This is a genomic window from Bacillus sp. AFS029533 (assembly GCF_002585125.1).
GTDB lineage: Bacteria > Bacillota > Bacilli > Bacillales > Bacillaceae_G > Gottfriedia > Gottfriedia luciferensis_B.
Genome location: NZ_NUQC01000025.1, coordinates 1 through 24,524 on the forward strand (window position 1 = coordinate 1; position 24,524 = coordinate 24,524).

Sequence of the window (24,524 nt, forward strand, 5' to 3'; positions counted from 1 at the left end):
TGGGGCGAGACCTGAGCCTCCTCGGCGAGCCTGTGGGGTCTCAGCCTTCCCGCATATCCCATAGGAGTCGAGCATCCCTTCGTTCCAATCAATTTATTCAACAAAAGTATGGTTACACTAAAAAACTTAATTTAATATCCTTTACTTAGATTAACGTAACTGATTGTTAATTAGTTTGTAGTTCAATTAAGATCGAACAAAACTTATTATAATATACATTTGAACTTATTTTTCTATATAATTAACTCTTAAATAACTTCTCAAGAATAAAAATTACTAGCGTTTTTAAATAATATAAAAATGCTCAAATAATACGACAATATAAAAGAAACCTCAGTTTTAAATAAACTTGAGGTTTCTTTTATGTTGTCTACTCATTTATAAATTATATATAAATACTTAAGCTTATATTAAACTTGAGGTTTCAAAAATTTTTCTGTTAATGCGCTATTTACACAATCTGGTACTAAATCTTTTACATTTCCACCGTATTTTGCGACTTCTTTTACTATTGAAGAACTTAGGAATGAATATTGATTATTTGTCATTACAAAAAACGTGTCAATTTCATCAACTAATTTTTTGTTCATTGCTGTAATTTGCATTTCATATTCAAAGTCTGATACTGCTCTTAGGCCTCTTAATATTGCAGAAGCGTTTATTTTTTTCGCATAATCCATTAATAGCCCACTAAATGAATCAACGCGTACATTTGGAATTGCACTCGTAGCTTCCGTAATTAATTCTTTTCTTTCTTCTAAAGTAAATAAAGAATTTTTGGCCGAGTTATTTAATACGACAACTATTACTTCATCAAACACTCTTGCTCCACGTTTAATAATATCTAAATGTCCTAATGTAATTGGATCAAAACTACCAGGACAAACAGCAATACGTTTCATCTTGTACCCCCTAAAAATTACTCCATACAAATATGATACACTGATACGCCACAAATTCCATATTTTTCTGCTTTTGTTCGTACAAATTTCCCTATTTTTTCAGGTAATTCGACATCTGTAGCATGTTCTACTAAAATTGTTCCATCTGATGAAAGTAGATTTTTTTCATCAAAAGTTTCAATTAATGATACGATTTGTTGCTTTTTATAAGGAGGATCTAAAATAATTAAATCAAATTGGATCTCTCTTTTAATAATCGCTTTAACAGCTCTTTCAGCGTCATTTCGATATACTTCAGCACAATCAGTTAGGTTACAAGTTGCTAAGTTTTCTTTAATCGTCTTAATCGCCTTCATTTCACGATCTACAATAATCGCTTTTTCAATCCCTCTACTTAAAGCCTCAATTGATAGTCCACCACTACCACCGAATAAATCTAATACAATACCACCTTCAAAGTAAGGTCCAATTATATTAAACATTGCTTCTTTTACTTTATCGGTTGTCGGTCTAGTACTCATACCAGGCACTGCCTTTAAACTTAATCCTTTATTTTTTCCTGACACTACTCTCATAATTTACACCTACTATATATTTCAATTTACGAAAATATCCTATCATAATTTCACTAAAACAAAAACATTTTTCCATATTCTTCTACTAATGTATAAAATCATCCACTTTGGAAATAATTAATTTTAACAACATCTCAGTTGATGTTGTTGCCAACCGCGGAGAAGACTTACGTTTCCCCATAAGTTCTTCCTCCGGTTTCTCCTCTCCCTTTGCCTTCTTTTAAGTGATTACACTTTAATAAGAGGGGCCCTGCAATTGCGGGGTTTTTTTTTATGCTTTTATCCTGTAGAATAAATGTTGCATTTATTACCATACTTTGTTTGAAATACTCATAAAGTATTTACGTTTTAAGGGGGAACACTCATGATCCAACGCATGATTGAAATTGGAGAAGGATACTCAGATTTATATGAACTATTTGATATTGCTAAATCGCAAAAAGATAGAGTTAAATTTTTACTTAAATTAACAGCTGAAAATAAAGGCTCAAAATGCTGTTCTTTTGCAGTTATCTTAAGCCCTACTTCTATTGGCGAATTCCAACCAATATATTATTGTAGAGAAGGAATCACATTAAAAGACGACTCAGTTACAAAACGTGAAGTCTTGTTTGAAGAATTAGCTACAACTTTAAACAAAGAAATCATCACATTACAAATTAGACACTCAAGCTCATTTCATGAAAACGATTTATTCCATCAATATATTATCGGAATTTTACGCTTAAATCACTTAATTCCACCAATGAAATAATTAGACCAAATAATAGAATTTATTATTTTCTAATCTTTCTCATATAGTACAAAGAATATTAGGGATAGTTTTTTACCTATCCCTTACCTCTCAAACCATACCACAAGAAAAACGATTGAACGGTTTTTAATTCAGATAGGTTAACCTTCTAAATTAATTATCCATTCAATCGTTTTTAATCTACTTGATAATCATATTCCTTTGCTTCGTCTGGTTTTGCATTTTCGTACTCAGTCTTAATAAAAGGTTTATATGACAATTCAATTCGTTTCACAAAATGAAATTTTTTCAATCTCTCTATTGTTCGATCTATATCATCCATATTGCAATATAGGACTACGTATTTCAAACGTTTAGAGACAAAGTGAATATTTCCAAATTTACGTAACATTTTTGCTTGTTTTAATGATTGTAAATAAATAATAATACCTTGTCTTTGCACGAACATAGCTTTCTCCTTTAAAAATCCGTTAGAAATAGAATATCATATCCCAAATTTCTTTTGCAACGAAACTTTCATAAATAGTTTTTAGAAAGGATTGAAAATTATGTTAGATGATGTTTGGGAGCAATTTTTTAACTGCATTTCAAATTATAAACAAATTAATCACTTTTCAAACAAACAAATTTGTGGTGTCAATTTTCTATATATTCAGACAGACCGTCAACAGACTGAAGAAGCGATTAAAAAACTACTGATTGATTGCGCTAAAACCATTACTGAACACTTTAAACTAATTTACCGAATTGAATTTATTCGTAAAGAAAATAATAATAATTTCGTATTTAAACATCGATTTTACGTTCCAAATAAAAAAATGTTTTGTTGTGGAAATAATTGCGCTAACTGTACTAGGTTCAGAAAATGAATTTTATAAAAAAAAGACTCATTATTAAATAATGAGCCTTTCAGTATGATTGATTACTTCGTTTTACATCCGCACTTTCCACCTGTGCCACATCCACCAGTACTACATCCTCCACCTGTATTTACGAAGAATGGATTACCCGCTGGAACTTTTACAGAAGGCGAAACAGCTTGAGCAATTAAATAGCTAGTCTCATCTAAAAGTAATTGGATTTGATCTTCCGCATGCTTAAAAGCAGCGATTGTATCGTTTAATTGAAGTTCTCTTTTAACTTCACTCATTTTTTTACGAATTTCTTTATAATCTGGATGATATTTTCCAAATCGTTGAACATCCTCATATAAATCCTTCGTCTTCATAAAACGGCTAATAATTTCTTGCGCAGTTTTATCATTATTTAATGCAATATATGAAGTTCGATACTGATCTGCAACATCCGATTGCACGATCATTGAAGCAAGTTCTTCTGAGACTGATATAAGTTGCAAGGTTTCCATTGTTGCATACATTTCCTTACACCTCCAAGAATAAACTATATCACATTTAATTCCGTAAATAAAAGAACTTGTCCTAAGCTTTTATGTGATCAGAAATATTAAATTCATTTATCTTCCATTTACCATCTTTAAATTCAATAAAATTTGCACAAGCATTTTTTAATTTTGTCCTAAAATTAACTTTCTCAGGATCAATCGCATGTAGAATCGCCTTAATCGTATGGGAATGTGCAACAATTACAATTCGTTTACCTTCATAATTTTGGGCAATGTCTTTTAATGCACTAAAGGCTCGATCAATTAATTCTTCATTTGTTTCCATACCTTCTACATTATTATTATAAATGTTTTCATGAACATCGGAAATAGGTTTTCCACTAGCTTCACCAAATTCTCTTTCTAGAAATCGTTCATCCTCTATAATCTCATCAATTTTCGAAAACTCTGCAATTGCCTGTGCTGTTTGTTTCGCCCTAACTAAAGGACTTGTAATAATCCGATCCCACTTTTGATCACTTAAAAACAATGCACTATCATTTGCCTGTTGTTTACCTACCGTATTTAAAGGAATATCTTCTCTTCCTTGAATTATATTGTTAAAATTCCAATCTGTTTGTCCATGCCTTACTAAACAAATTTCTGTCATAACTACTACTCCTTTTTAAAACTTGCTTTCTTCATTGTAGCAAAAAGCTATGACAGATTGAATTATTATCCTTTTTAATCTTCATTTGATTCAGTATCAGAGGATTCACTACTAGTACTTTGTTGATCCTTTAATACATGAAACATGTCAATCATAAATGATGCCATTTGAACTTGATTTGACAATTTATCAACTCGTTGTGGAATAGTTTTACCAAAAAACTCAAGGGAAGCCAGTCTAAACTCATCAGTAAGCTCAGGATTTCTAGAAAGTTTACGATACCATTTAGGTTGTTGTCTCAAAAACTTCAAATAATCTTCCTCACTCTGAAGAAATTCTAATACATCTTTTCTCACTTAGATCTCCTCAATCCTGTCTAAAATTAAATTGTTGTGACGCTGGCTTTTCTTCTCTTTGATTAGTTGAAGCAGCAGGAGATTTAAATTGTGATATAAGCTGTTGAATATTAGTTAAAGTAGAATTTACATTTGTTAAGTGGCCTTGAATTTGATCTGGATCTAAATTTTTCACAAAAGAAATTACTTTTCCAACATATCCTTCTTCTGATTGTTCCGTTTTGGCAGTTTTCTTTTGAGATTTTGTATTAGTATCATTTCTATATTCATCCCACATTTCATGGTCTTCACCTTTGTAATACCAATCTTCAAAATATTGTTGCCATGTTTTTTTACCCGTTTTTACTTCCTCACGAAGTTTTGGGTGTTCCATAACGAATTGCCTAAATTGTTCGATAGATGGACGATTATTTTCATTTACCATTCATATCACTCCAATTAAAAGCATTTACTACAAAATTATGTCTTTCGAATAATTTTGTGCTTGTATGGAAATAAAAAAATCAAGCACAAACTTTCGCTTTTGCTTGATTTCGCTATTATTTTATAAAATTTTGGGTGTAATATTTATTAAAGGCCCCAACTCCTAGTGTAGTATATTCTTTTTTATACATATTTACACGATGACCTTTACTATTAATCCATCCATATACAGATGCTATACCATCTACATAATTAGCAGAAATATTTTCGCCAGCAATTCTGTAAGGAACATTTCCATCATTTAAACGATCAGCTAGACTACCATATAAATTAGAATAGTGATCAAAATATTTATTTTGAACCATATCTTTACTATGTCCTAAAGCTACTTTGGCAGCATCAGCATTCCAAGTTAAAGTGCTTAAATTCATTCTTTTACGATAAACATTCGTTAAGTTAAATATCTGTCTCTCTTCTTCACGATCAACAATTGCTTCTTGCAATGTATTTAATTTTTTTGCATTTATTAGATTTCCACTATAAATTAGCTCGTACGGTTTTTGCTTAACTAAAGTTTCTGGAGATAAATATCGAACACCTAATAAACTTCCAGTAAAACGGTCAAAATAAAGTTGAGCAAAACAATTATTTAATGAAACAAGTGGACGTTCATGTAAATCGGTTGTCGATAATTTAAATGTGTATTGATTACTTAATATCGAGAAAGAGACTTTTTCATGTAATGCCACATTATCCATTGTTTCTTCATAGTGGCTCCCCATCACAAATGGGGTTATATCAACTTTATTACCAGCAACAAAAATTGTTACAACTTTGCCATTTAGTACACCAAATTGAGTATACTTCGTAGCATCTTTATCATAAACAAGCCAATCGTAGTCATATTGAGAAGGAACCTTTCTTGACGGTTTACCAAAGGTTTTTAAAATTTCTTGTTCACTTTTACCAATATACTGAGAAACGGAGTATGTAATTTTTTCAGTACTTGCATTTTCGATCATTGGCATATTCACTTCTTCTACTTTTTGATATTGTTTAAATGATGAAATATTGGTGATCCAATCTTTAATTAGTGGACTGAACATAAAAACTGTTATAAAACTTATTGTAAAAAAGAAAAGTTTTATAAGCTTTTCCATTTAGATCTTCCCTTCCCAATTGTTAACTCTATGTGTATATATCCATTGTAGCCAAATTATTCAAAAAAATATATAAATTAGTTAAAATACATTTATCAGCTTTTCATTGCTAATTATTGTCATAGATAATATTATATTAATAGGGATTTTTTCTAAGTAATTTAGGGGGTAATAACATGAAATTTGAGAATACAAATTTAGAAAACCATGTATTAAATGTAAATTTATTAACTGAAATCATGGAAGAATTAGGCTTTGTCCTTGCTGGTCAATGGGATTACGAAAGAGTAACTTACGATTATAAATTTGAACAACGTAATGAAATCTACTACTTACGCGTTCAAGGTTTCGCAGTAGAAGGACATGTAGAGTCAAGTAAAGGTAAAATCCAATTACTTACTCCACTTTTAGGTAAATACTATTATCCTCACGGTGTAGAGTATGGAGAAGGCGAAAACTTCCCTGAAAGTATTGTTGATAAAAGTAAAGAATTACTTAAAAAAGCTGAAGAGCAAATTTCTCTAGTAAGCAAGTTCATTATTCTATAATTATTAAAAAGAGTGAGTAAAAAGAAGTACAACTTCTTTTACTCACTCTTTTATTTTTTAATTAAAATCCTAAAACAGCTTTAATAACTGAAGTAGTGTCTCCACCTTTGTAGAAAACGTATAATAAACAATAGACGAATACACCTGTAATTGCAGTAAAAAACCAAATAATACTAGTAATCGGTCCAATTTTTTTGTGTAGTTTTAATTTGTTTTTATATCCTGAAATGATTGACACTAGACCAAATACTCCTCCAGTTGTTGCTAAGAATATATGGAAAAACAAAAATATATGATAATACAGTTTTAAACTTTTTGGTCCCCCAAAAGAAGTATTTCCGATAAAGATTGTTCTCGTTGCGTATACAATGAAAAACGAAAGTGCAAAGACTCCAGCAAAGAACATAACTTTCTTATGTCCCTCGATATTTCTTTTTGCAATAAGATACCAGCCGATTGCAACTAATATTGCACTAATTACAATAAAGCTTGTACTTATTGTTGGTAAAATTGGTAACGAATTCAAAATTTCCACCCCTACGATTTTTTAAGCAATAACGGATTACTACTGATTGGATCAATTTTATTTCCATTTTGTTCTCTTTTAGCCCATTTGAAAAAATTATAACCAATAACAGATCCATAAACTATTTCCTGGATAATTTTCATGATAACTCCGCCAACCTGCTGATCTTCCCTTGCTGACATAAAGTTAAATACTTCTGGGCCTGAAATATTTAGCGATTTTAATAAATCTGGCGATACACAAAGTTCCATCGCTTTACTCCATAATACTGGATCATTATAAGTCGCGTAAAATGGATGTCCTGCAAAAATAATAAGTGCACATGCTGGTGTTAATAAAATACCATTTCCAAACATATAACCGATTTTTTGGATATCAGAAAGTGTTTGTCTCTCAGGTAAGTTATTAATAACAGGAAACCACATAAATACTGCCATGAAAAATAATATATTTGTAAATAAGAAATGATAGACATTATTCGTTTTTACAGTATCAAATACTAATGGATAATGGTAAATCGAAAATACTACATTAAAAATAAGTAAAGCAATTAATGGTTTTGTAGCAAAAGTAAAAAACGAATTAACGAATTTTGGTTTAAGTATGTTTCTCCATAACCAATCTGGAATACCATTAATAAGAAAGATCGGTGCAACTAAGTATAATACTGCCATTTCAGTCATATGTGCACTAAAAATGATATGACCAATTAAATCGATTGGACTGCCTTGTGCGGTGTAAACTAACAATATTCCAATTACGAAATACACCTTTTGTTTAGTCTCAGTAACATGGTTTTTATCTTTAAATTTATTAATTATGTAAAAATAAGCTAAAATCACTAAAACTAAAAACACAAATAAATATGGACTCCAAAGTGCTTTAAACCCGAACATCCCTAAGCTAATCATGAATGCACACCCTTTAATTATTCTATTCACACTTATTATTTTTACCTAATGTTTAAATAATATTGGACGATGTAAATATAAAGTAGATTTAGAACTTTAACCAAAAACTTCACAAAGACAAAAAAAATTTAAACATTACTTCTATCATATAATATTTAATGAAATTATCCAAACTATTATACTACTAAATTATATAACAGTAATAACGGTTTATTCAAATTAAAATACGATTTGAAAACGTTATTCATTCTTAAATGATTGGTATTTATAGTGAATGAAAATCTAGGATGCACACTTTCTGTGGGGGCATATGGCATCCTGCTTTTCCAAAATGAGTTAAACCTTTAAAATTCAAATCTACATCTCTATTATTCATAATTCATTTTACTCCACGTTTTGATACTAAAAAAGCCAATGCAGCAGCCAAAAAACCAGCGGTCAGTTTACCGACAATCATTGGAATAACAAAGTTCTTCTCCACACCCGCTACAAATCCTAAGTGACTTCCGAAAACAAATGCGCCGCTTACGGCAAATGCAGTATTTATGACTTTCCCACGATCATCCATCTCATGCATTGTCGCAAACATAGGAATGTGATGGGCGAAGGAAGCAATGAATCCACCTAATGCCTGTTGATTCATACCTAGCTTATTTCCAAGTAATGCAAATGGCTTCTGTAATACTTTTACAAGCACAAAAACAAATGGAAAGGCACCGGCAAGTATGATCGTTATTTTTCCAACTGTTACAAAGCCTTCCGAAAGCGGCATCATACCTGGAATAATAACGATACCTGTTAAAGTTTGAATGATCATCGAAACAAGACCAATGATAATAACAATTTCAATTCCTTTTCCAAACCATTTAAACCCACGAATCATCACCGATTGAGCCAAAAGCATGCCAATGCCAATCATGACAGAAATCAAAATAGAAGGAATCAAATTTTTCAGCATCCATATAAAACCAAATCCTGCAACAAATCCACCCGCTAAGCAGCCAAATGGAATGGTCATAAGCCCAATTAAAATTCCTTTAGCAAAAAAGGGATGATCATTTTTATGGACGATGCTTAAAGCAACCGGAATGGTAAAAACAATAGTTGGCCCCATCATTGTTCCTAAAAACACCCAAGAAAAAAGAGCTGCATCACTTGATTGAGCCATTTCATTTGCTAATGAGTAACCGCCCATGTCAAGTGCTAAAAACGTGGATGAGAACATTGATGGATCTGCTCCAAGAAATTGGTAGACAGGGGATACAATCGGTGTTAACCATTTTGCTAATACAGGTGATAGTGAGATCATACCAACCATTGAAAGGGCAAGGGGTCCCATGGATTGGAAGGCTTCCTTAAATTTTTGCCCGAGTCCATACCGATTACCCATCAAATAATCGATTGCCCCTAAGACCATAAATCCGGTCATGATATATAAAATGATTTCATTCATATCGAATACTCCCCCATTCAAAAGAAAGGTCATCTTTTTTAAAATGCATTAGATGACCAGTTCAATATTTTTTTTATAATATTATTAAGTGCTTAGGAGAATGAGTAATAATTTCATAACCATTCTCTAATACTACAATATCGTCTTCAATTCGGCAGCCACCCCATCCTGGAATATAAATTCCTGGTTCAACGGTAACAACCATACCAGTTTGAAGAATTTCTACACTTTTATCAGAAAGTCGGATTGGTTCGTGAACTTCCATACCTAAACCATGACCTGTTGAATGTCCGAAACGATTTCCGAAGCCTTTTTCTAAAATATAGTCTCTCGTTAAATCGTCAATCGTTTTCGCTTTTTCACCAGATCGAATCCCTTCTGTTCCACGTTTTAGAGCTTCTAATACAATGTGATAAATTTTACGGAACTCATCCGAGCAACTTCCGACGGCGATTGTTCTCGTAATATCAGAGCAATAGCCATTATACAATGCCCCAAAATCAAGGGTAACCATGTCTCCATGCTCGATCAATTTTTCGGAAGCTACTCCATGCGGTAGGGCAGCCCTCTTTCCAGAAGCAATAATAGTATTAAAAGATGATGAGGTTGCACCTTGTTTACGCATGTAGAATTCCAGCTCATCACGTAATTCTAATTCCGAAATCCCTGGTTTAATGACATTCAAAATATATTCAAACGCTTTATCTGCGATGCTGGCTGCCGTTCTCATTAATTCTAATTCTAACGACTCTTTAATTTCTCTAACCTTTTCAACGATATTTTCCAATTGGATCCATTGTACATTTCCATACTCTTGAAGTGTGGAGTACGTTTTTAATGTCATGGAATTTGCCTCAACAGCTACCCTTTTAAGACCTTGACAGTCGATTTCATTGGCAACTTCTTTTTCTATATTACCGTTATGGACAATAATCTTAGCGTTTTTCACTTCATTTTGTGCCTGTTGAGCATAGCGGAAGTCAGTGATAAAAGTAGCAGCATTTTTTGAAATTAGCACCATACCTGCAGATCCTGTAAAACCTGTCGTATATCTGCGATTTTCACTCTTTGTAATTAATATTGCATCGACATTGTTATCTAATAGCTGTTTCTGTATTTTCTCAATTCTGTTCATCATCGCTCACTCCTACAATCATTAATTCTTTTGGAAATTTCGTTAAAACTTCACAACCGTAATCTGAAATGACAACATCGTCTTCGATACGAACACCACCAAGACTATTAAGATAAATGCCAGGTTCAATAGTGATGACCATTCCTGATTTCAATAAGCCTTCATTTACTTCATTTATAGATGGTGCCTCGTGAATTTCAATACCTAGACCATGACCGATTCGATGTGGAAAAAAATCACCGTAGCCAGCTGCTTGAATGACACGTCTTCCTGAAAGATCAACATCACCAATTCTTGTTCCAGGTTGAGAAGCTTCCACCCCAGCAAGATTGGCCTGTAAAACTGTATTGTAGATTTTAACGAGTTCGCTACCAGGATTACCATACATGATTGTTCTTGTGATATCAGAGCAATATCCCTTATATTTCACACCTAAATCAAATAGCGCAGTATCTCCTTTTTTTAACTTATTGTCACCTGAAGCTCCATGTGGATTACTTGCATTTTGCCCAAACAAAACAATGGGAGGGAATGACATTTCTTTAATCCCTTTTTTCTTTAATTCAAATTCAATTTTCCCTAGCACTTCAAGTTCTGTGATTCCTTCTTTTAATGCATCAATACCCACTTGTACCCCGTAATCAGCAAAAGCGGCGGCTTCACGTAATATTTCAATTTCATCAGCATCTTTTACTAATCGCATTTCAGTAAGTATCGAATCTAGTGATGCAAACTCTACTTCACCAAAGATCTGTTGCAGTTTTTCAATGTAAGAATAGGAGATATCATCTTTCTCAACCGCAAATTGATTCATTTTGTTTCTGCTTTCTATCAAGTGACCAACAAGTGCCCACGGTTGATCGGAATCTGTGTAACTTAGGATTTGATGTTTCCAGCCTGCTTCCTTTATCATTTGAACTTCCATTGCTGGTGTAATAAAAATGGGTTCATCATTTGGGAAGACAAAAATACCTACAAATCGTTCGTGCGGATTGTAATCAAAATTCGATAAATAAAAAATATTTTGGCGTGATGTGACCAAGCCACCTGGAATACTTTGTTTTTGTAAAAATGTTTGTAATTCTTGCATTCGATAATTCATGATCATTTCCCCTTTAATGGTTTTAATTAGACATGAAGTATTAATGCAAGTTCTGTGCCATTTTTATATTCTATTATTTCAGAGGATTGTTTAGGAAAAAGTGTAAAGATTTTTAGACACTGTTAAACGTTTTGTGTCTAAATGTATAGACAGTAGTGATTTGACAGAACGGTGGAATATGACATATGTAGTATGATTATTTAAAAGTTGCTACTTATGGATTGAGGAGAAATAATGGGAGATAACTGCTTAAACATTTGATTTCTATGTTCTAAATCAGCCCAGGAGTTTTTTCGCTCGTCTGGACTAATTTAGTCGAAAAGGCTTTTTGTTTTAAAGCTCAATCTTTAATTTTTTCATTTTATTATATAAAGTAGCTCGAGATATTCCTAGTTTTTTTGCTGCTGCTTGCTTGTTCCCTTCCTCTGTTTGAATGGCTTCAATGATTTTATTTTTTTCAAAATCATTTAGATCATCTTGCAAGGAGTCATCATTGACAGTAGGTAACAATGTAGATTGTAGCAACTTTGGAGGTAAAGCTCCTATAGTGATGGTTCCTTCTACTGACAGTAATACTAATCGTTCAATAACATTTCTCATCTCTCTTACATTTCCAGGCCAATCGTATTGTAATAAGGCGGAAGTTACCTGAGGGTCAACTATTTTAATCGTTCGATGATATAGTAAAGAAAACTCATAGATAAATTGATGAAGGAGCTCCATTACGTCTTCTTTTCGTTCCCTTAACGGGGGAATCGTAATGGATAAAATGTTAAGACGATAATAAAGATCTTCACGAAATGTATTAGCTTCAACCATTGCTTCTAAATCCTTATTTGTAGCAGCAATGATTCGACACCCCGCTGTTAGCTGCTTTGTACCACCAACGCGGTAATACGTTTTATCTTGCAAAACTCTAAGTAACTTCACTTGCATATCCAACGGTAAGTCCCCAATTTCATCCAGAAAAAGTGTTCCTCCGTTCGCCAACTCTAGTTTTCCTTTTTTACCTTTTACATCTGCACCAGAAAATGCTCCTTTTTCATAGCCAAAAAATTCACTCTCAAACAATGATGGTGTTATCGCACCACAGTTTACAGCAATAAATGGAGAAGATGATCCACGATAAAAATGGATAGCTTTTGCAAAGACTTCCTTCCCAACCCCCGTTTCACCAAGTAATAAAATATTTGCACTCGTTTCAGACATTTTCTTTGATAACGAAATTGTTTCTTTCATCAATTGACTGGAACCTTTAATTTGTTGAAAAGAATCGTGTGACAATTGCAGTCTTGAAACCTCCTTCTGCAATTGTAGGATTTTGGAGGAAGCATTCATAAGTTCTTGATTCATTATCACTTGGCTCGTAATGTCGGTTTCAGCCGCAACTGCACCAACAATTCGATCATTTATGAAGATTGGGCTGCTATTAATCATGACAAAGAGATCCTCACGTGGTTTATGCTGCTTATGACGAAAGGATTGACCTGTATCCATTGTAACTTTATTCAATAACATATCTTTCGGAAAAAATTCCTCCATTTTATTCCCTATAATTTCTTCTTTAGGAATTGAAAAAATCCTTTCAGCACCATGAGTCCAAACAACTGTTTTTCCAGCTTCATCTACAATCGAGACCGAACCATCCATTGTATCAATCATCGTTCGAAAATAGGCCTCTAAATATTGATAAGATTCAAAAACTTTGGAAACTAAAACAGCAGAATTGATATAGCCCTTAATTTTTTCCTCTCCATCTATAATGACTACAACATCTGATGTTTGCAATTCTTGAATCACATCTTGAATAACAGCTTTTTCATTGAATACGCTGGCTTTTTTCCAATCAAATTCTTTTATATTCCTACTCTTAAAATGAAGATACTCATTGATCGTTAACATCCAGACTTCATTATGATGCTGTTTAAATATATACGCTGCTTCTTTATTGAACTCCATATCAGAGTACAAAGAAAAATTTCTTTGCAACAAATCTTCTATTCTAGGAAGAAGATGCTTCATAAAAATGCCACCACCTATTTGTATCTTTTTTCATATTACTCTATCATTACGATGAGTTTATGTCATGATTATGATCTGTGAGTTCTAACGCTCCATATTGCTACAGTTAAGCAACTTTCAACTGAAAGATGTTTTGTGTTTTACTTTAAAGGAGTTCTGGAATTTTTAGTTTTTTGTAAGCTAATGGTGTCAAGTTCATTGACTTTCGGAATTTATCAATAAAGTAACTTGTGCTGTTAAATCCAACTTGAAAGGCAACTTCAGTTACATTCGATTCTGGTTGTTGTAGTAATATTAAACTTTTTTGTATTCGATAATCGGTTACATAGTTTAAAGGAGTTGTTTTTAAAATACGATTGAAATATCGACAACACTCAGATCGGCTTAATTGACCCGCTCTTGCAATGTCGTCTAATAGTATTTTCTCAGAAAAATGTAGGTGTATCCAATTTAACATTTGCTTCATTCGGTTACTCTTTACCACTACCGACTGCTCATACTCTAATTCAATCCCATTCATAATTAAATTCTTCCAAATTAATGTGAGATGTAAGCTGACATCGATTTCATAGAATGGTGAATTTTGTTTGATCATCTCATTGATTTTCAAAATATAGCATAAAATGCTATTGGCCCATAGCTCCTTTGGATCTAGGAATAAAAATGGGATATTAGTCGCCTGATAATAAGGCTTTACAAAGGTTGTATAAAGTTCTTGAGACAAAACGAAACTTGGAGAAACATTTAAGCAAATATAGGTACAATCTGAATCGTTCCGATCTTTTGCCATATGCAGGCAACCACTATTTATAAAAAGCCCTTCCCCTTCTTGAACAAAAATATTTTCTTCATTTATTTGAAAAATTGCTTCTCCTTTAACAACGTGAACAAACTGAAATTCATCATGCCAATGAAGTGGTATATAACTATTAATGTTTTGCTTAATCGTTGTTTCATAACATGCAAATGGCAAAACAACAGTATGATGTTTAGTTAATTCTTTCAAACTTTTATCAACCATAAAGTTTTTAATTTGCATTTCCCGATATCCACCTCAATATCCTTACATTTTTCCATTCGATTTGAGTATTATTTTAGCATTTTTCCACTTATCATTTAGCTTATTATAACACTATTTTTATATTTGAAGGTGGAGACTAAAATCATGAATAGACGTAAGGGAATAGTTCTTGTTATCATAGGAGCAGTATTTTGGGGGATTGGTGGTACAGTCGCAAAAAAACTTTTTCAACAGTATCAAATCGATGTAGATTGGCTAGTAACTACCCGTTTGCTTATAGCTGGGTTATTACTCCTAGCCATTCAATATTTTAAAAAAGACCGTTCTCAGATCCTTGGGGTTTGGAAAAATGGAAAGATCGCAATTCAACTAATTATCTTCGGGGTATTAGGGATGCTAGCCGTTCAATACACATATATGGCTTCTATTAAACATGGAAACGCTGCTGTTGCAACACTATTACAGTATTTAGCACCTGTAATGATTATCCTTTATTTAATTGTACGCAAACAAACCACTCTAACAAGTAGAGATTTGTTAACTGTTTCTCTAGCATTAATTGGAAGTTTTCTCTTATTAACAAACGGCTCAATTTCGCAATTATCTGTGCCAGTACTTGCAATCGCTTGGGGTGTATTATCTGGAGTAGCTTTAGCATTTTATACTTTATTTGCCATACCGTTGCTTAAGCAATACGACTCACTTGTCATTGTCGGATGGGCTATGATTATCGGTGGATTTTTATTGAGTTTTATCCATCCACCTTGGCAAATGGACTATAAAAACTTAACGCTTGAAGCAATTTTATATTTAGTCTTCATTATCATATTCGGTTCAATGATAGCATTTTGGTTCTATATCGAAAGTTTACAAAGCCTTCCACCTAAGGAATCAAGTCTGCTTGGAAGTATCGAACCTCTAGCTGCTGTCTTAACTACAATCTTTTGGTTAAAAGAACCTTTTGGTTTTTTCCAATGGCTTGGTACAGCTTGTATTATTGGAATGATATTATTATTGGCTTTGAATAAAGAGTCTTCCTCAAAAACTAGCCAACCTCCTGATAATAAAGAGCCGCTTAGAGTTAGTTGAATTGCTTTTTTGAACTGTGAAATAGGAGCTGATTAATCAATCAGCTCCTAAATTATGAATGATCGTATCGTAATGCGCTAATTGCATAAAGAGTAATATGAACTTCAATAACGCATGTGCTTGTTATGTATCAATATTTATTCATGAAATCTAATGGAAATAATACAGAGTATTATCACTTGACTGTCTTTGAACTTACACGTCTTTTTCACGGTCAACGATTTCTTGATTTATTGATATCGGTTTCCTAAATATTTTTTTCTGTACGTTTTACCTTGATCAGGAATATCCATGAAACCTTGTGCACCCCAAATTACATGCTCTGTTAATTTATCAATACTACCACTTAGCTCAACCTTTTCTTCCATTTCAATATCTTCATCATTAGGAATTTCCATATCCATCTTTGAATCATCCCTTCCATTTTACTGTTCAACCATAACCGAATTAGTACTCATTCTAAAATTATTTCGGCTTTATAGTTTTCTTCCACTGAACTTTCTTATACCATTGAACTACTCACCACTTAACGCCCTTACAGGTTGTTTGAAGTGGGAGATTCTTGGGAACCTTTCTTTTACTTAAGACTGAGCAGATCATTGAGATATGAAGCAGACAGCAAAAAAGCCTTTAGACTTATCACGCCTAACCGACATTCACCTCCCACCTATTACTGGTGTTATCACACCTTCACGTAATTCTGGAAGGAGTCTTCTGTCGGATAATGATAAAAATCTCCATAGTTGAGTTGGCTCATTGATTGACCCCAAAGAGAACATCAATGAAAATATATTATTCTCGTTAAGTATTTCTTTAGTAGTTTTGGGGATAATTTATAAGTCTAAAAAATTTTACTAGGAGGAAATATGATTGATTTACTACAATAGGTTTGGTACAAAAAGAGACTTAACAGTAAGTGAAGGCGATCGTGTAGAAATTATTAAAAGAAGTGACATTTATTGTATTAATGAGGAAGAACCTATTTATCATTCTGGAACGATAACGAAAATTGATTATGAAGATTTAAATAGAGCGCCAGAAAAAGAAGCTGTTGGTATTTGGGTAAAATTTGATAAGGATAACGTATTTAATGATGGCGAAGAAGATCTTGTTGCATTAGCTGAGATAGAGGAATTGTTTAAGAAAAAATATGACATTGTTGGTTATGCTATGGTAAATGAAGGTGTTACATTAAGCATTACAGGAGAAGGTTTAGGAAAAATCATTAACTTCGATTACCAAGATGGAAGTTTACTTCCTGTATCAATACAAGATGCTAATGGAGTAGAAAAAGGAACTATTACTCAAGCTGATGAAGAATTAATTCAAGAACTCAAGCGTTATGGTACACCACAAAAATACTTTCATTATGTGCTTTCTCAATCTAAATAAGTTCTCCATACTGGCAACATTAAAAATCTTCAATTGTAGTTACTAATGGCAAATTTACAAAAAAACTATACGATTTATACAATCAATTAATATCATTTGCAAGGTATTACATAAAGGTTTCAAAAATCAAACAAGGCTCTTTCTTAATTAGCCTTGTTTTCTTACATATAATCTCGTTGAACTACTCATGCGTTAGTTACATTAATTATCAAATAATGGCATTATATCAATACCACCCAAAACCAAGTATGCCATTATCTAAATTACTTTCATTCCATTCTAAAATTCCTTCTCCTTCGACGATCCCTTGTTCTTCCATCTCTTTTTTATAGAACTTTATAATATCATTACGTTTTAAGTCATCCTCAGGTAATTCAACTAATAAGGAGTCAGCATAGGGTCCTCCTTCATCTTCAATACGGTCTTTTTCATCACTAATACCTACTACACACACTTTTCCTGCACCTAGTTCATAAAGTTTCTCGACAAAATTAATAGCGTTAATTGTTTCACCGAATCGATTAGTCGCAAATGCTGATGGATTATTATTACTCTTAAGCCACTCTAGTGCTTCAATTTTTTTCAATCAAATCATTCCACCTTATTGTAATTTTACGTTTATGTTAGGATTTTGATATAAAAGAAAAATCTCCTGCAAAATAGACCCTTTTTTAATGTGTTTTTAAAGTTCTACAATACAATGTTTCTTATTGAACTAATCTGCAAGTAAGTCCCACAAATTATCAACAATGTACATAAACAAACATAAAAAAAGGAAGTGAATTTAATTCACTTCCCTTTTACATCATAACCAGATTAATGTTAAGAATGTTAAAAGTGTAATTACAGCAACTGTAAGTCCTGAATATAGGAAGAATGCTTGTGTGCTGTGACCTTTATTTTTCATGTGCATGAAGTAATAAAGTTGGAACACTAATTGTACTACAGCAAGTAATAAAATAAATGGTACTGTAAAGTATGGGTCCATTTTATCTCTGTATAATACTGCTGCGAATGATGCAAGTGTTAAAACGATCATTAATGCAAATGAAATTAATTGCTGTTTCATTTCTTCTGCATGTTTACGTCTGTGATACTTTATTTCAACTTGATTTCTTTGATGAGAGTTTGTATTTGTACCCATTTTCTTATCCCACCATTCCCATTAAGTATACTACTGTAAAGATGAAAATCCATACTACGTCAATGAAGTGCCAGTATAAACTTGCAATATAAAACTTCGGAGCGTTGTATAAATTTAAACCTCTTCCACCATTTCGAAGCATTAAAGTAGTGATCCAAAGTAAACCAACAAATACGTGGGCACCATGAGTACCTACTAATGTATAGAATGAAGAACCAAATGCACTACTCTTAATTGTAAAATGATATTCGTGCATATAGTGTCTAAATTCGTAAATTTCTAATAATAAAAATCCTAGACCTAATAAAACTGTAATTCCTAACCATAGCATCATCTTTTTGTGTTCAAAGTTTTTCATGTGGTACATAGCGTAAACACTTGTAAGAGATGATGTTAAAAGTAACATTGTAGCAATGAATACTAATTTTGGTTCGAACATTTCTGCAGCACTTGCTCCACCAGCAGTAGAGTTTCTTAAAGCTAAGAAAGTACCAAATAATGATGCGAATAATACAGTTTCTCCACCAAGAAATAGCCAGAATGCTAAGAACTTATTTTTACCTTCTTCTGTAGCTTTTTCAGGGTTATGAGGAAACGTTTCAGCTGTAAATTTTTGATTCATTTCCATTATGCCTCAACCCCCTCATCAGCTATGTCTTCTTTATGGATATGGAATCCATGATCATCAATCCAAGAACGTAAGAACATTGAACCGAATGTAATAACTAAGCCAAGAATTAAAACACCAACTGCAGTGTGATTCTTAAGTTGGTCATTATACAATGCCCCAAATGCTGCAATAAATAAGCCAACTGACATAACAAACGGTAAAATAGATGAGTTTGGCATATGAATATCACCTAGTGGTTCAGCAGGTGTCATTTTGCCGTCTCCTTCTATTTTTTCTACCCATAGAGCGTCTAATCCACGTACATATGGAATTTGAGCAAAGTTATATTCTGGTGCAGGAGAAGGAATTGACCACTCAAGTGTACGACCTACACCCCATGCATCTCCAGCAGCTTTCTTACCTTTAATTGCTGTATAAACTACGTTGATTAACATAACGATTGTAGCTAGACCCATGAACATTGCTCCGATTGAGCTGATCATGTTTCCTGTATCTAAGCCTTGTCCAGGTAAATATGTAAAGTAACGACGAGGCATACCCATTAAACCTAAGAAATGTTGGATAAAGAATGTTAAATGGAAACCAATAAAGAATAAAAAGAATGTAATTTTACCTAATGTTTCATTTAAGATTTTACCAAACATTTTTGGCCACCAGTAATGTGCACCGGCAAATAGACCAAATACTACCCCACCTACGATTACGTAGTGGAAGTGAGCTACTACGAAATAACTATCATGGAATTGATAGTCAGCAGGAGCTGCAGCGTTCATAATACCAGTTACCCCACCTAGAACGAATGATGGAATAAAAGCAACTGACCAAAGCATTGGTGTTGTAAAACGAATTTGTCCGCCCCACATTGTTAATAACCAGTTAAAGATTTTAACCCCTGTAGGAACTGCAATTGCCATTGTTGCAACAGCGAAAATTGCATTTGCTACTGCACCAAGACCGTCTGTAAACATATGGTGAGCCCATACCATGAATCCTAAGAAACCAATCAAAACTGTTGCGAATACCATTGAAGAGTAACCGAATAAACGTTTCTTTGAAAATGCTGGAATGATATCTGAGAAGATACCAAATGCCGGTAATATAAGAATGTAAACCTCTGGATGTCCGAAAATCCAGAATAAATGTTCAAAGATCATTGAGTTTCCACCTAAAGATGCATCAAAGAATGCAGTTCCAAATAGGCGGTCAAACATTAATAACGCTAACCCGATTGTTAATGCCGGGAACGCAAATAAAATAAGTGCTGATGTTACAAAAACTGTCCAAGTAAATAGTGGCATACGCATGTATGTTAACCCTGGAGCACGCATGTTAATAATCGTTGCTAAGAAGTTAATACCACCTGCTAATGTACCAATACCTGAAATTTGTAGACCTAATAAGTAGAAGTCTACACCATGTGATTTACTGTGTAGAGCTAGTGTCGCATATGAAGTCCAACCTGCGTCAGGCGCTCCACCTAAGAACCAACTTAGGTTTAAGAAAACTCCACCAACGAAGAATAACCAGAAACCTAAAGAATTTAAAAACGGGAAAGCTACGTCACGAGCACCAATTTGTAAAGGTACTACCGCGTTAAAAAATGCAAAGATCATCGGCATCGCCGCTAAGAAAATCATTGTTGTACCATGCATTGTTAATACTTGGTTATAAGCATCACCAACTAAAAATGTGTTGTCTGGCTTAATTAATTGTATACGAATAAATAACGCTTCCATCCCACCAACTAAGAAAAAGAATCCGCCTGCAATTAAATACAGGATTGCAATTTTCTTATGGTCGACTGTCGTTAAGTAGTCCCACAATAGTGGTTTCTTTTTCGCTACAGAACTCACAGTATTACCCCCTTTGCTTCATATCCATTAATTTATTTTGCAATTTTTAAGCTAGTTAAGTATGCAGTTAATGCATCAATCTGATCAGCTGATAAGTCACCATATTTACCTGTCATAAGGTTTCCTGGCTTCATAGCTTCCGGATTTGTTAACCATTTTTTGATGTTTGCTTCATTATTTTTAGCAATACCAGCAACCATATCACGATCACCGAAGTTAGCTAAGTTTGGAGCAAGTCGTGCAGCAGGTGGTCTTGTATCATTTGCATCTGCAGCATGACAACCAATACAGCTTTGTTTGAAGATTTTTTCACCTTCTTGTGCATCTGCTGTTACAGCTTGACCTTTCTGATTCTTCATATCAGCTAACCACTTATCGTAATCGGCTTGACTTACAACTTTAACTTTAAATTGCATTAATGAATGTGAAGGACCACAAAACTCTGCACAGAATCCATTATATGTACCTTCTTTATCCGCTGAAAGCCACATTTTGTTTTCGCCTTCAACGTTTGTATCAAGCTTACCTGCTAATGATGGTACCCAGAATGAGTGTTTGATATCTTGACCTTTAAGGTTTAAGATAACTTTTTTACCAACTGGGATATACATGTCTTGAGAAGTAATGAATTTTTGTTTTGGATACTCAAATTCCCACCAGAAAAGATGAGCATTTACATTAATAACAATTGCATCTTTTTTCTTCTCATCTTTTGCTATTTGCTTCTCATCTGAAAGCTTAAACGTTTGTGATACTGTTGGTACTGCTAAAATAATAAGTAAAATAACAGGAATAATTGTCCAAAGAAGCTCTAAGAAATGATTACCTTCTACTTGCTTTGGAATAATATTCTCTTGACCTTTACGGTGACGATATTTCACGATTACGTAAAGGAAAAGAACTGTTACTACAGCAACAACGAATACCATGATCAACGTACTTAGCTTCATAAGATCGTATTGCATTTTTGCTACTTCACCTTGAGGATTCAGTGTAGATTGATTTGCATGTCCACATGCACTCAAAATAACTGCTATCAAGGAAATTAGCGAGACTAATCGCCAATGTTTCATAAGTATACTTCCCCCTCTTTCAATTTAAAGTGTTTCATTCTTATTTAAAAATAAGATTAAACAAACAATAAAAAAATCCCCCGTAATACCCCTAATTAAAACGAAATTGTAAACACAATCATTGACATAAATAGAAGAGTTAAATAGTTTATGGAGTATATAAACATCAGTTTAGAGAACTTTTGATCATCCTTTTGTTTATAACAATATAATCCTAAAATAACCCATCCAATATTCAATATTGTTGCAAAAATAATAAATGGTAAACCTAGAGCTTGCATGTAAAATGGCAGTGGTAATAAACATAATACCCAAATCATCACTTGACGTTTCGTCATTTCAAATCCGTAAACGACTGGTAGCATTGGAATTCCCGCTCTTTTGTATTCTTCAGAACGTCTCATCGCAAGTGCTAAGAAATGAGGTGGTTGCCATATAAACATGATTAAAAACAGCATCCAAGCAATTGGATGCAAATTCGCATCGATTGCTGCCCATCCAATTAATGGGGGTGCTGCACCAGATATACTACCTACTACTGTGTTTAACGTGTAATTACGTTTCGTCCAAAGAGTGTATAGTACGATATATGTAAATGCACCAATAAATGCATATACAACAGCCATTAAGGTTGTGAAAGCCATAAAAGTAAAGCCCACAATTAATAAAAGAATACCAATCGAAATTGTAACGCTTGGTTTAATATTACCGGTTACAGTCGGTCTGTTTTTCGTTCTCTCCATATATGGATCAATATCACGATCAATATAGTTATTGATTACACATGATCCCGCAATAATAAGTGATGAACCAATTACAGTAATAATTGCTTTTGGTAAATAATCTAATATATCTAATCCATTTATTTGGATTGCTAACCAGATACCTGTAAAAGTTGTCAGTATATTAGAGTTTACGATCCCTATTTTCATTAAAGAAAGTAAATCTTTCTTTAGTGAACTAGAAGGATGATTAGTTTCTTCGTTATTAGAAACATTATTAGCTAATTGTTCCAAGTCAATCCTCCTCTTTTTTTGCAAAACTTCATTTTTCATACCCATTTTTTAATGGTTCATAATGAGTTTTTAATTTAGACATACTTCTATTAAACTAAATTCAATGAAATTTTTGTGATAAATATATGAACAAATTGTGTACGTTTCAAAAAAATTTTAACGTAAACAGCCTATCTTTTCAATACTAAATACTATTTAATTATAAAATTAATTATTTCTATATTTCAAAAATGAATACATTCAAAGTTAAGAAAAAACAAATATTATGTCTAAATATGAAGGTTACCTTTGAATTTTATGTCGTAATCTTATATGATATAGAAGTATTATTTACAGAATAATTTTTTTAATAATTAAATTTTAAAATTATTATTATTTTATAAAAGTGGGTGGATATACTTGCTACGTGTTTTAAAAGGGGTATCGTTAATTACCTCATTCATTCTTTTAATTGTTTTATTGGGTGGTGCACTCGTAACAAAGACTAATTCTGGACTCGGTTGCGGAAGATCATGGCCTCTTTGTAAAGGTCAAATCATTCCTGATCATCTGACTATTCAAACTGTCATTGAATTATCTCATCGTGCAGCATCAGGCCTTGCTGGGATATTTGTTTTATTATTAGCAGTCCTTGCTTGGATTGTCATTCCTCATAAAAGAGAAACAAAGTTTTTAGCAATCATTTCTTGTATTTTTCTAGTTGCTCAAGCATTAATTGGGGCAGCCGCGGTTGTTTGGGGTCAAGTCCCAGCTGTAAAAGCAATTCATTTTGGTATTTCTCTAATTTGTTTTGCTGCTGTAGTCATGTTAACATTATTAATTTTCGAGCGTGATCGCAATTATCAAAAAAATTCTTTTTATGTCGGAAAAAGAATGAAATTTCATACTTACGGTTTATGGATTTATTCATACTTAGTAGTTTATACTGGCGCTCTTGTCCGTCACGAAAATGCTAGCTTAGCTTGTCCTAGCTGGCCATTATGTAGTAAAGCAAACAACGGTATTCCCACACAAGTTCATGAATGGATTCAAATGGGGCATCGATTCGCTGCATTTCTTTTATTCGTCTGGGTAATTATTGCTTTTGTACATGCTTATAAATACTATCGTAATGAGCGTGGCATTTATTTTGGATGGTTTGTATCTTTAATTCTTGTTACTCTTCAAGTAATTTGTGGAGCGGTTATAGTCTTTACAAACCTAAATATTTATGTTGCATTAACACATGCCATTTTAATTTCATGCTTGTTTGCAATATTTAGTTTCCAAAGTTTAGTTTGTACAAGAAGTAAAAGCTCAAATTCTGAGTTACTTCAAAATAAAAATATCTCATAAAAAAGGTATTTCTTCCACTTAATTGTAGAAGAAATACCTTTTTTTACATTTAAAATTAAAGCGAAGAAGAGATGTCCTTTTACTGCAACTT

28 protein-coding genes are annotated in these 24,524 nt (G+C 33.0%); 6 read left to right on the forward strand and 22 right to left on the reverse strand.

Going from position 1 to position 24,524, the window contains the following annotated elements; all coding sequences use genetic code 11:
- Nucleotides 1-410 precede the first annotated feature (410 nt).
- Together coaD and rsmD are read right to left on the reverse strand one after the other, a co-directional pair.
- Entirely contained in the window at nt 411-902 is a 492-nt protein-coding gene (coaD, locus tag COE53_RS14430; RefSeq protein ID WP_056468441.1) for a pantetheine-phosphate adenylyltransferase, read from the reverse strand.
- Between the two features lie 17 nt (nt 903-919).
- The gene (gene rsmD / locus COE53_RS14435; RefSeq protein ID WP_069035583.1) at nt 920-1,477 is read right to left on the reverse strand and encodes a 16S rRNA (guanine(966)-N(2))-methyltransferase RsmD; all 558 of its coding nucleotides are present in this window, start codon (nt 1,475-1,477) and stop codon (nt 920-922) included.
- A 364-nt stretch (nt 1,478-1,841) separates the two neighbouring features.
- Between rsmD and COE53_RS14440 the strand changes: the two genes are divergently transcribed.
- Complete coding sequence (locus tag COE53_RS14440) at nt 1,842-2,231, forward strand: DUF7147 family protein (protein ID WP_098948323.1); 390 nt, start codon at nt 1,842-1,844, stop codon at nt 2,229-2,231.
- Nucleotides 2,232-2,406: 175 nt separating this feature from the next.
- On the opposite strand, the gene COE53_RS14445 is transcribed toward COE53_RS14440, so the two are convergent.
- Nucleotides 2,407-2,679, reverse strand: a complete 273-nt coding sequence (locus COE53_RS14445) for a YlbG family protein (protein ID WP_056468449.1) — start codon at nt 2,677-2,679, stop codon at nt 2,407-2,409.
- Nucleotides 2,680-2,779: 100 nt separating this feature from the next.
- Between COE53_RS14445 and COE53_RS14450 the strand changes: the two genes are divergently transcribed.
- Complete coding sequence (locus tag COE53_RS14450; RefSeq protein ID WP_069035581.1) at nt 2,780-3,100, forward strand: hypothetical protein; 321 nt, start codon at nt 2,780-2,782, stop codon at nt 3,098-3,100.
- Nucleotides 3,101-3,153: 53 nt separating this feature from the next.
- Here COE53_RS14450 and COE53_RS14455 read toward each other — a convergent pair whose 3' ends face one another.
- From COE53_RS14455 to COE53_RS14475, 5 genes are all read right to left on the reverse strand, one after another.
- Nucleotides 3,154-3,609 (reverse strand): YlbF/YmcA family competence regulator, encoded by a 456-nt coding sequence (locus COE53_RS14455; protein ID WP_069035580.1) that lies wholly within the window; start codon nt 3,607-3,609, stop codon nt 3,154-3,156.
- A gap of 61 nt (nt 3,610-3,670) precedes the next feature.
- Nucleotides 3,671-4,243, reverse strand: coding sequence for a histidine phosphatase family protein (locus COE53_RS14460; protein WP_069035579.1), 573 nt, complete (start codon nt 4,241-4,243; stop codon nt 3,671-3,673).
- A gap of 74 nt (nt 4,244-4,317) precedes the next feature.
- Nucleotides 4,318-4,599 (reverse strand): YlbE-like family protein, encoded by a 282-nt coding sequence (locus COE53_RS14465; protein ID WP_069035578.1) that lies wholly within the window; start codon nt 4,597-4,599, stop codon nt 4,318-4,320.
- Nucleotides 4,600-4,609: 10 nt separating this feature from the next.
- On the reverse strand, nt 4,610-5,023 hold the full coding sequence (locus COE53_RS14470) for a YlbD family protein (protein ID WP_069035577.1): 414 nt from the start codon (nt 5,021-5,023) through the stop codon (nt 4,610-4,612).
- Nucleotides 5,024-5,138: 115 nt separating this feature from the next.
- On the reverse strand, nt 5,139-6,182 hold the full coding sequence (locus COE53_RS14475) for a CAP domain-containing protein (RefSeq protein ID WP_098948324.1): 1,044 nt from the start codon (nt 6,180-6,182) through the stop codon (nt 5,139-5,141).
- A 176-nt stretch (nt 6,183-6,358) separates the two neighbouring features.
- On the opposite strand from COE53_RS14475, the gene COE53_RS14480 reads away from it, so the two are divergent.
- Nucleotides 6,359-6,730 (forward strand): YugN family protein, encoded by a 372-nt coding sequence (locus COE53_RS14480; protein WP_069035575.1) that lies wholly within the window; start codon nt 6,359-6,361, stop codon nt 6,728-6,730.
- 61 nt (nt 6,731-6,791) lie between these two features.
- Here the strand turns inward: COE53_RS14480 and COE53_RS14485 are convergent, their stop codons facing one another.
- The 7 genes from COE53_RS14485 to COE53_RS14515 form a co-directional block, all read right to left on the reverse strand.
- Nucleotides 6,792-7,256, reverse strand: coding sequence for a DUF420 domain-containing protein (locus COE53_RS14485; protein ID WP_056468470.1), 465 nt, complete (start codon nt 7,254-7,256; stop codon nt 6,792-6,794).
- An 11-nt stretch (nt 7,257-7,267) separates the two neighbouring features.
- Nucleotides 7,268-8,167, reverse strand: coding sequence for a cytochrome c oxidase assembly factor CtaG (gene ctaG, locus COE53_RS14490; RefSeq protein WP_069035574.1), 900 nt, complete (start codon nt 8,165-8,167; stop codon nt 7,268-7,270).
- A 379-nt stretch (nt 8,168-8,546) separates the two neighbouring features.
- Nucleotides 8,547-9,620, reverse strand: a complete 1,074-nt coding sequence (eutH, locus tag COE53_RS14495) for an ethanolamine utilization protein EutH (RefSeq protein WP_069035573.1) — start codon at nt 9,618-9,620, stop codon at nt 8,547-8,549.
- 73 nt (nt 9,621-9,693) lie between these two features.
- Complete coding sequence (locus tag COE53_RS14500) at nt 9,694-10,758, reverse strand: M24 family metallopeptidase (protein WP_098948325.1); 1,065 nt, start codon at nt 10,756-10,758, stop codon at nt 9,694-9,696.
- On the reverse strand, nt 10,742-11,857 hold the full coding sequence (locus COE53_RS14505; RefSeq protein WP_069035571.1) for a M24 family metallopeptidase: 1,116 nt from the start codon (nt 11,855-11,857) through the stop codon (nt 10,742-10,744). Before COE53_RS14505 ends, COE53_RS14500 begins: the two co-directional genes overlap by 17 nt.
- Before the next feature lie 333 nt (nt 11,858-12,190).
- Nucleotides 12,191-13,879, reverse strand: coding sequence for a sigma-54 interaction domain-containing protein (locus tag COE53_RS14510; protein WP_069035570.1), 1,689 nt, complete (start codon nt 13,877-13,879; stop codon nt 12,191-12,193).
- A gap of 145 nt (nt 13,880-14,024) precedes the next feature.
- The gene (locus COE53_RS14515; protein WP_069035569.1) at nt 14,025-14,918 is read right to left on the reverse strand and encodes an AraC family transcriptional regulator; all 894 of its coding nucleotides are present in this window, start codon (nt 14,916-14,918) and stop codon (nt 14,025-14,027) included.
- 126 nt (nt 14,919-15,044) lie between these two features.
- On the opposite strand from COE53_RS14515, the gene COE53_RS14520 reads away from it, so the two are divergent.
- Entirely contained in the window at nt 15,045-15,989 is a 945-nt protein-coding gene (locus COE53_RS14520) for an EamA family transporter (protein WP_098948326.1), read from the forward strand.
- Nucleotides 15,990-16,219: 230 nt separating this feature from the next.
- On the opposite strand, the gene COE53_RS24010 is transcribed toward COE53_RS14520, so the two are convergent.
- A complete protein-coding gene (locus COE53_RS24010) occupies nt 16,220-16,393 on the reverse strand; it encodes a hypothetical protein (protein ID WP_175403541.1) in 174 nt (57 codons plus the stop codon).
- Between the two features lie 466 nt (nt 16,394-16,859).
- Between COE53_RS24010 and COE53_RS14525 the strand changes: the two genes are divergently transcribed.
- A complete protein-coding gene (locus COE53_RS14525; RefSeq protein WP_069035567.1) occupies nt 16,860-17,381 on the forward strand; it encodes a hypothetical protein in 522 nt (173 codons plus the stop codon).
- A gap of 226 nt (nt 17,382-17,607) precedes the next feature.
- Here the strand turns inward: COE53_RS14525 and COE53_RS14530 are convergent, their stop codons facing one another.
- From COE53_RS14530 to cyoE, 6 genes are all read right to left on the reverse strand, one after another.
- Entirely contained in the window at nt 17,608-17,967 is a 360-nt protein-coding gene (locus tag COE53_RS14530) for a hypothetical protein (protein WP_069035566.1), read from the reverse strand.
- Nucleotides 17,968-18,186: 219 nt separating this feature from the next.
- Nucleotides 18,187-18,525, reverse strand: a complete 339-nt coding sequence (gene ctaF / locus COE53_RS14535) for a cytochrome c oxidase subunit IVB (protein WP_069035565.1) — start codon at nt 18,523-18,525, stop codon at nt 18,187-18,189.
- A gap of 4 nt (nt 18,526-18,529) precedes the next feature.
- Complete coding sequence (locus COE53_RS14540; RefSeq protein WP_069035564.1) at nt 18,530-19,153, reverse strand: cytochrome (ubi)quinol oxidase subunit III; 624 nt, start codon at nt 19,151-19,153, stop codon at nt 18,530-18,532.
- A complete protein-coding gene (gene ctaD, locus COE53_RS14545) occupies nt 19,153-21,009 on the reverse strand; it encodes a cytochrome c oxidase subunit I (RefSeq protein WP_069035563.1) in 1,857 nt (618 codons plus the stop codon). Before ctaD ends, COE53_RS14540 begins: the two co-directional genes overlap by 1 nt.
- 32 nt (nt 21,010-21,041) lie before the next feature.
- A complete protein-coding gene (gene coxB / locus COE53_RS14550) occupies nt 21,042-22,082 on the reverse strand; it encodes a cytochrome c oxidase subunit II (protein WP_069035562.1) in 1,041 nt (346 codons plus the stop codon).
- Between the two features lie 95 nt (nt 22,083-22,177).
- On the reverse strand, nt 22,178-23,137 hold the full coding sequence (gene cyoE, locus COE53_RS14555; protein WP_084007051.1) for a heme o synthase: 960 nt from the start codon (nt 23,135-23,137) through the stop codon (nt 22,178-22,180).
- A 360-nt stretch (nt 23,138-23,497) separates the two neighbouring features.
- On the opposite strand from cyoE, the gene COE53_RS14560 reads away from it, so the two are divergent.
- Nucleotides 23,498-24,433 (forward strand): COX15/CtaA family protein, encoded by a 936-nt coding sequence (locus COE53_RS14560; RefSeq protein ID WP_069035561.1) that lies wholly within the window; start codon nt 23,498-23,500, stop codon nt 24,431-24,433.
- Nucleotides 24,434-24,524 lie beyond the last annotated feature (91 nt).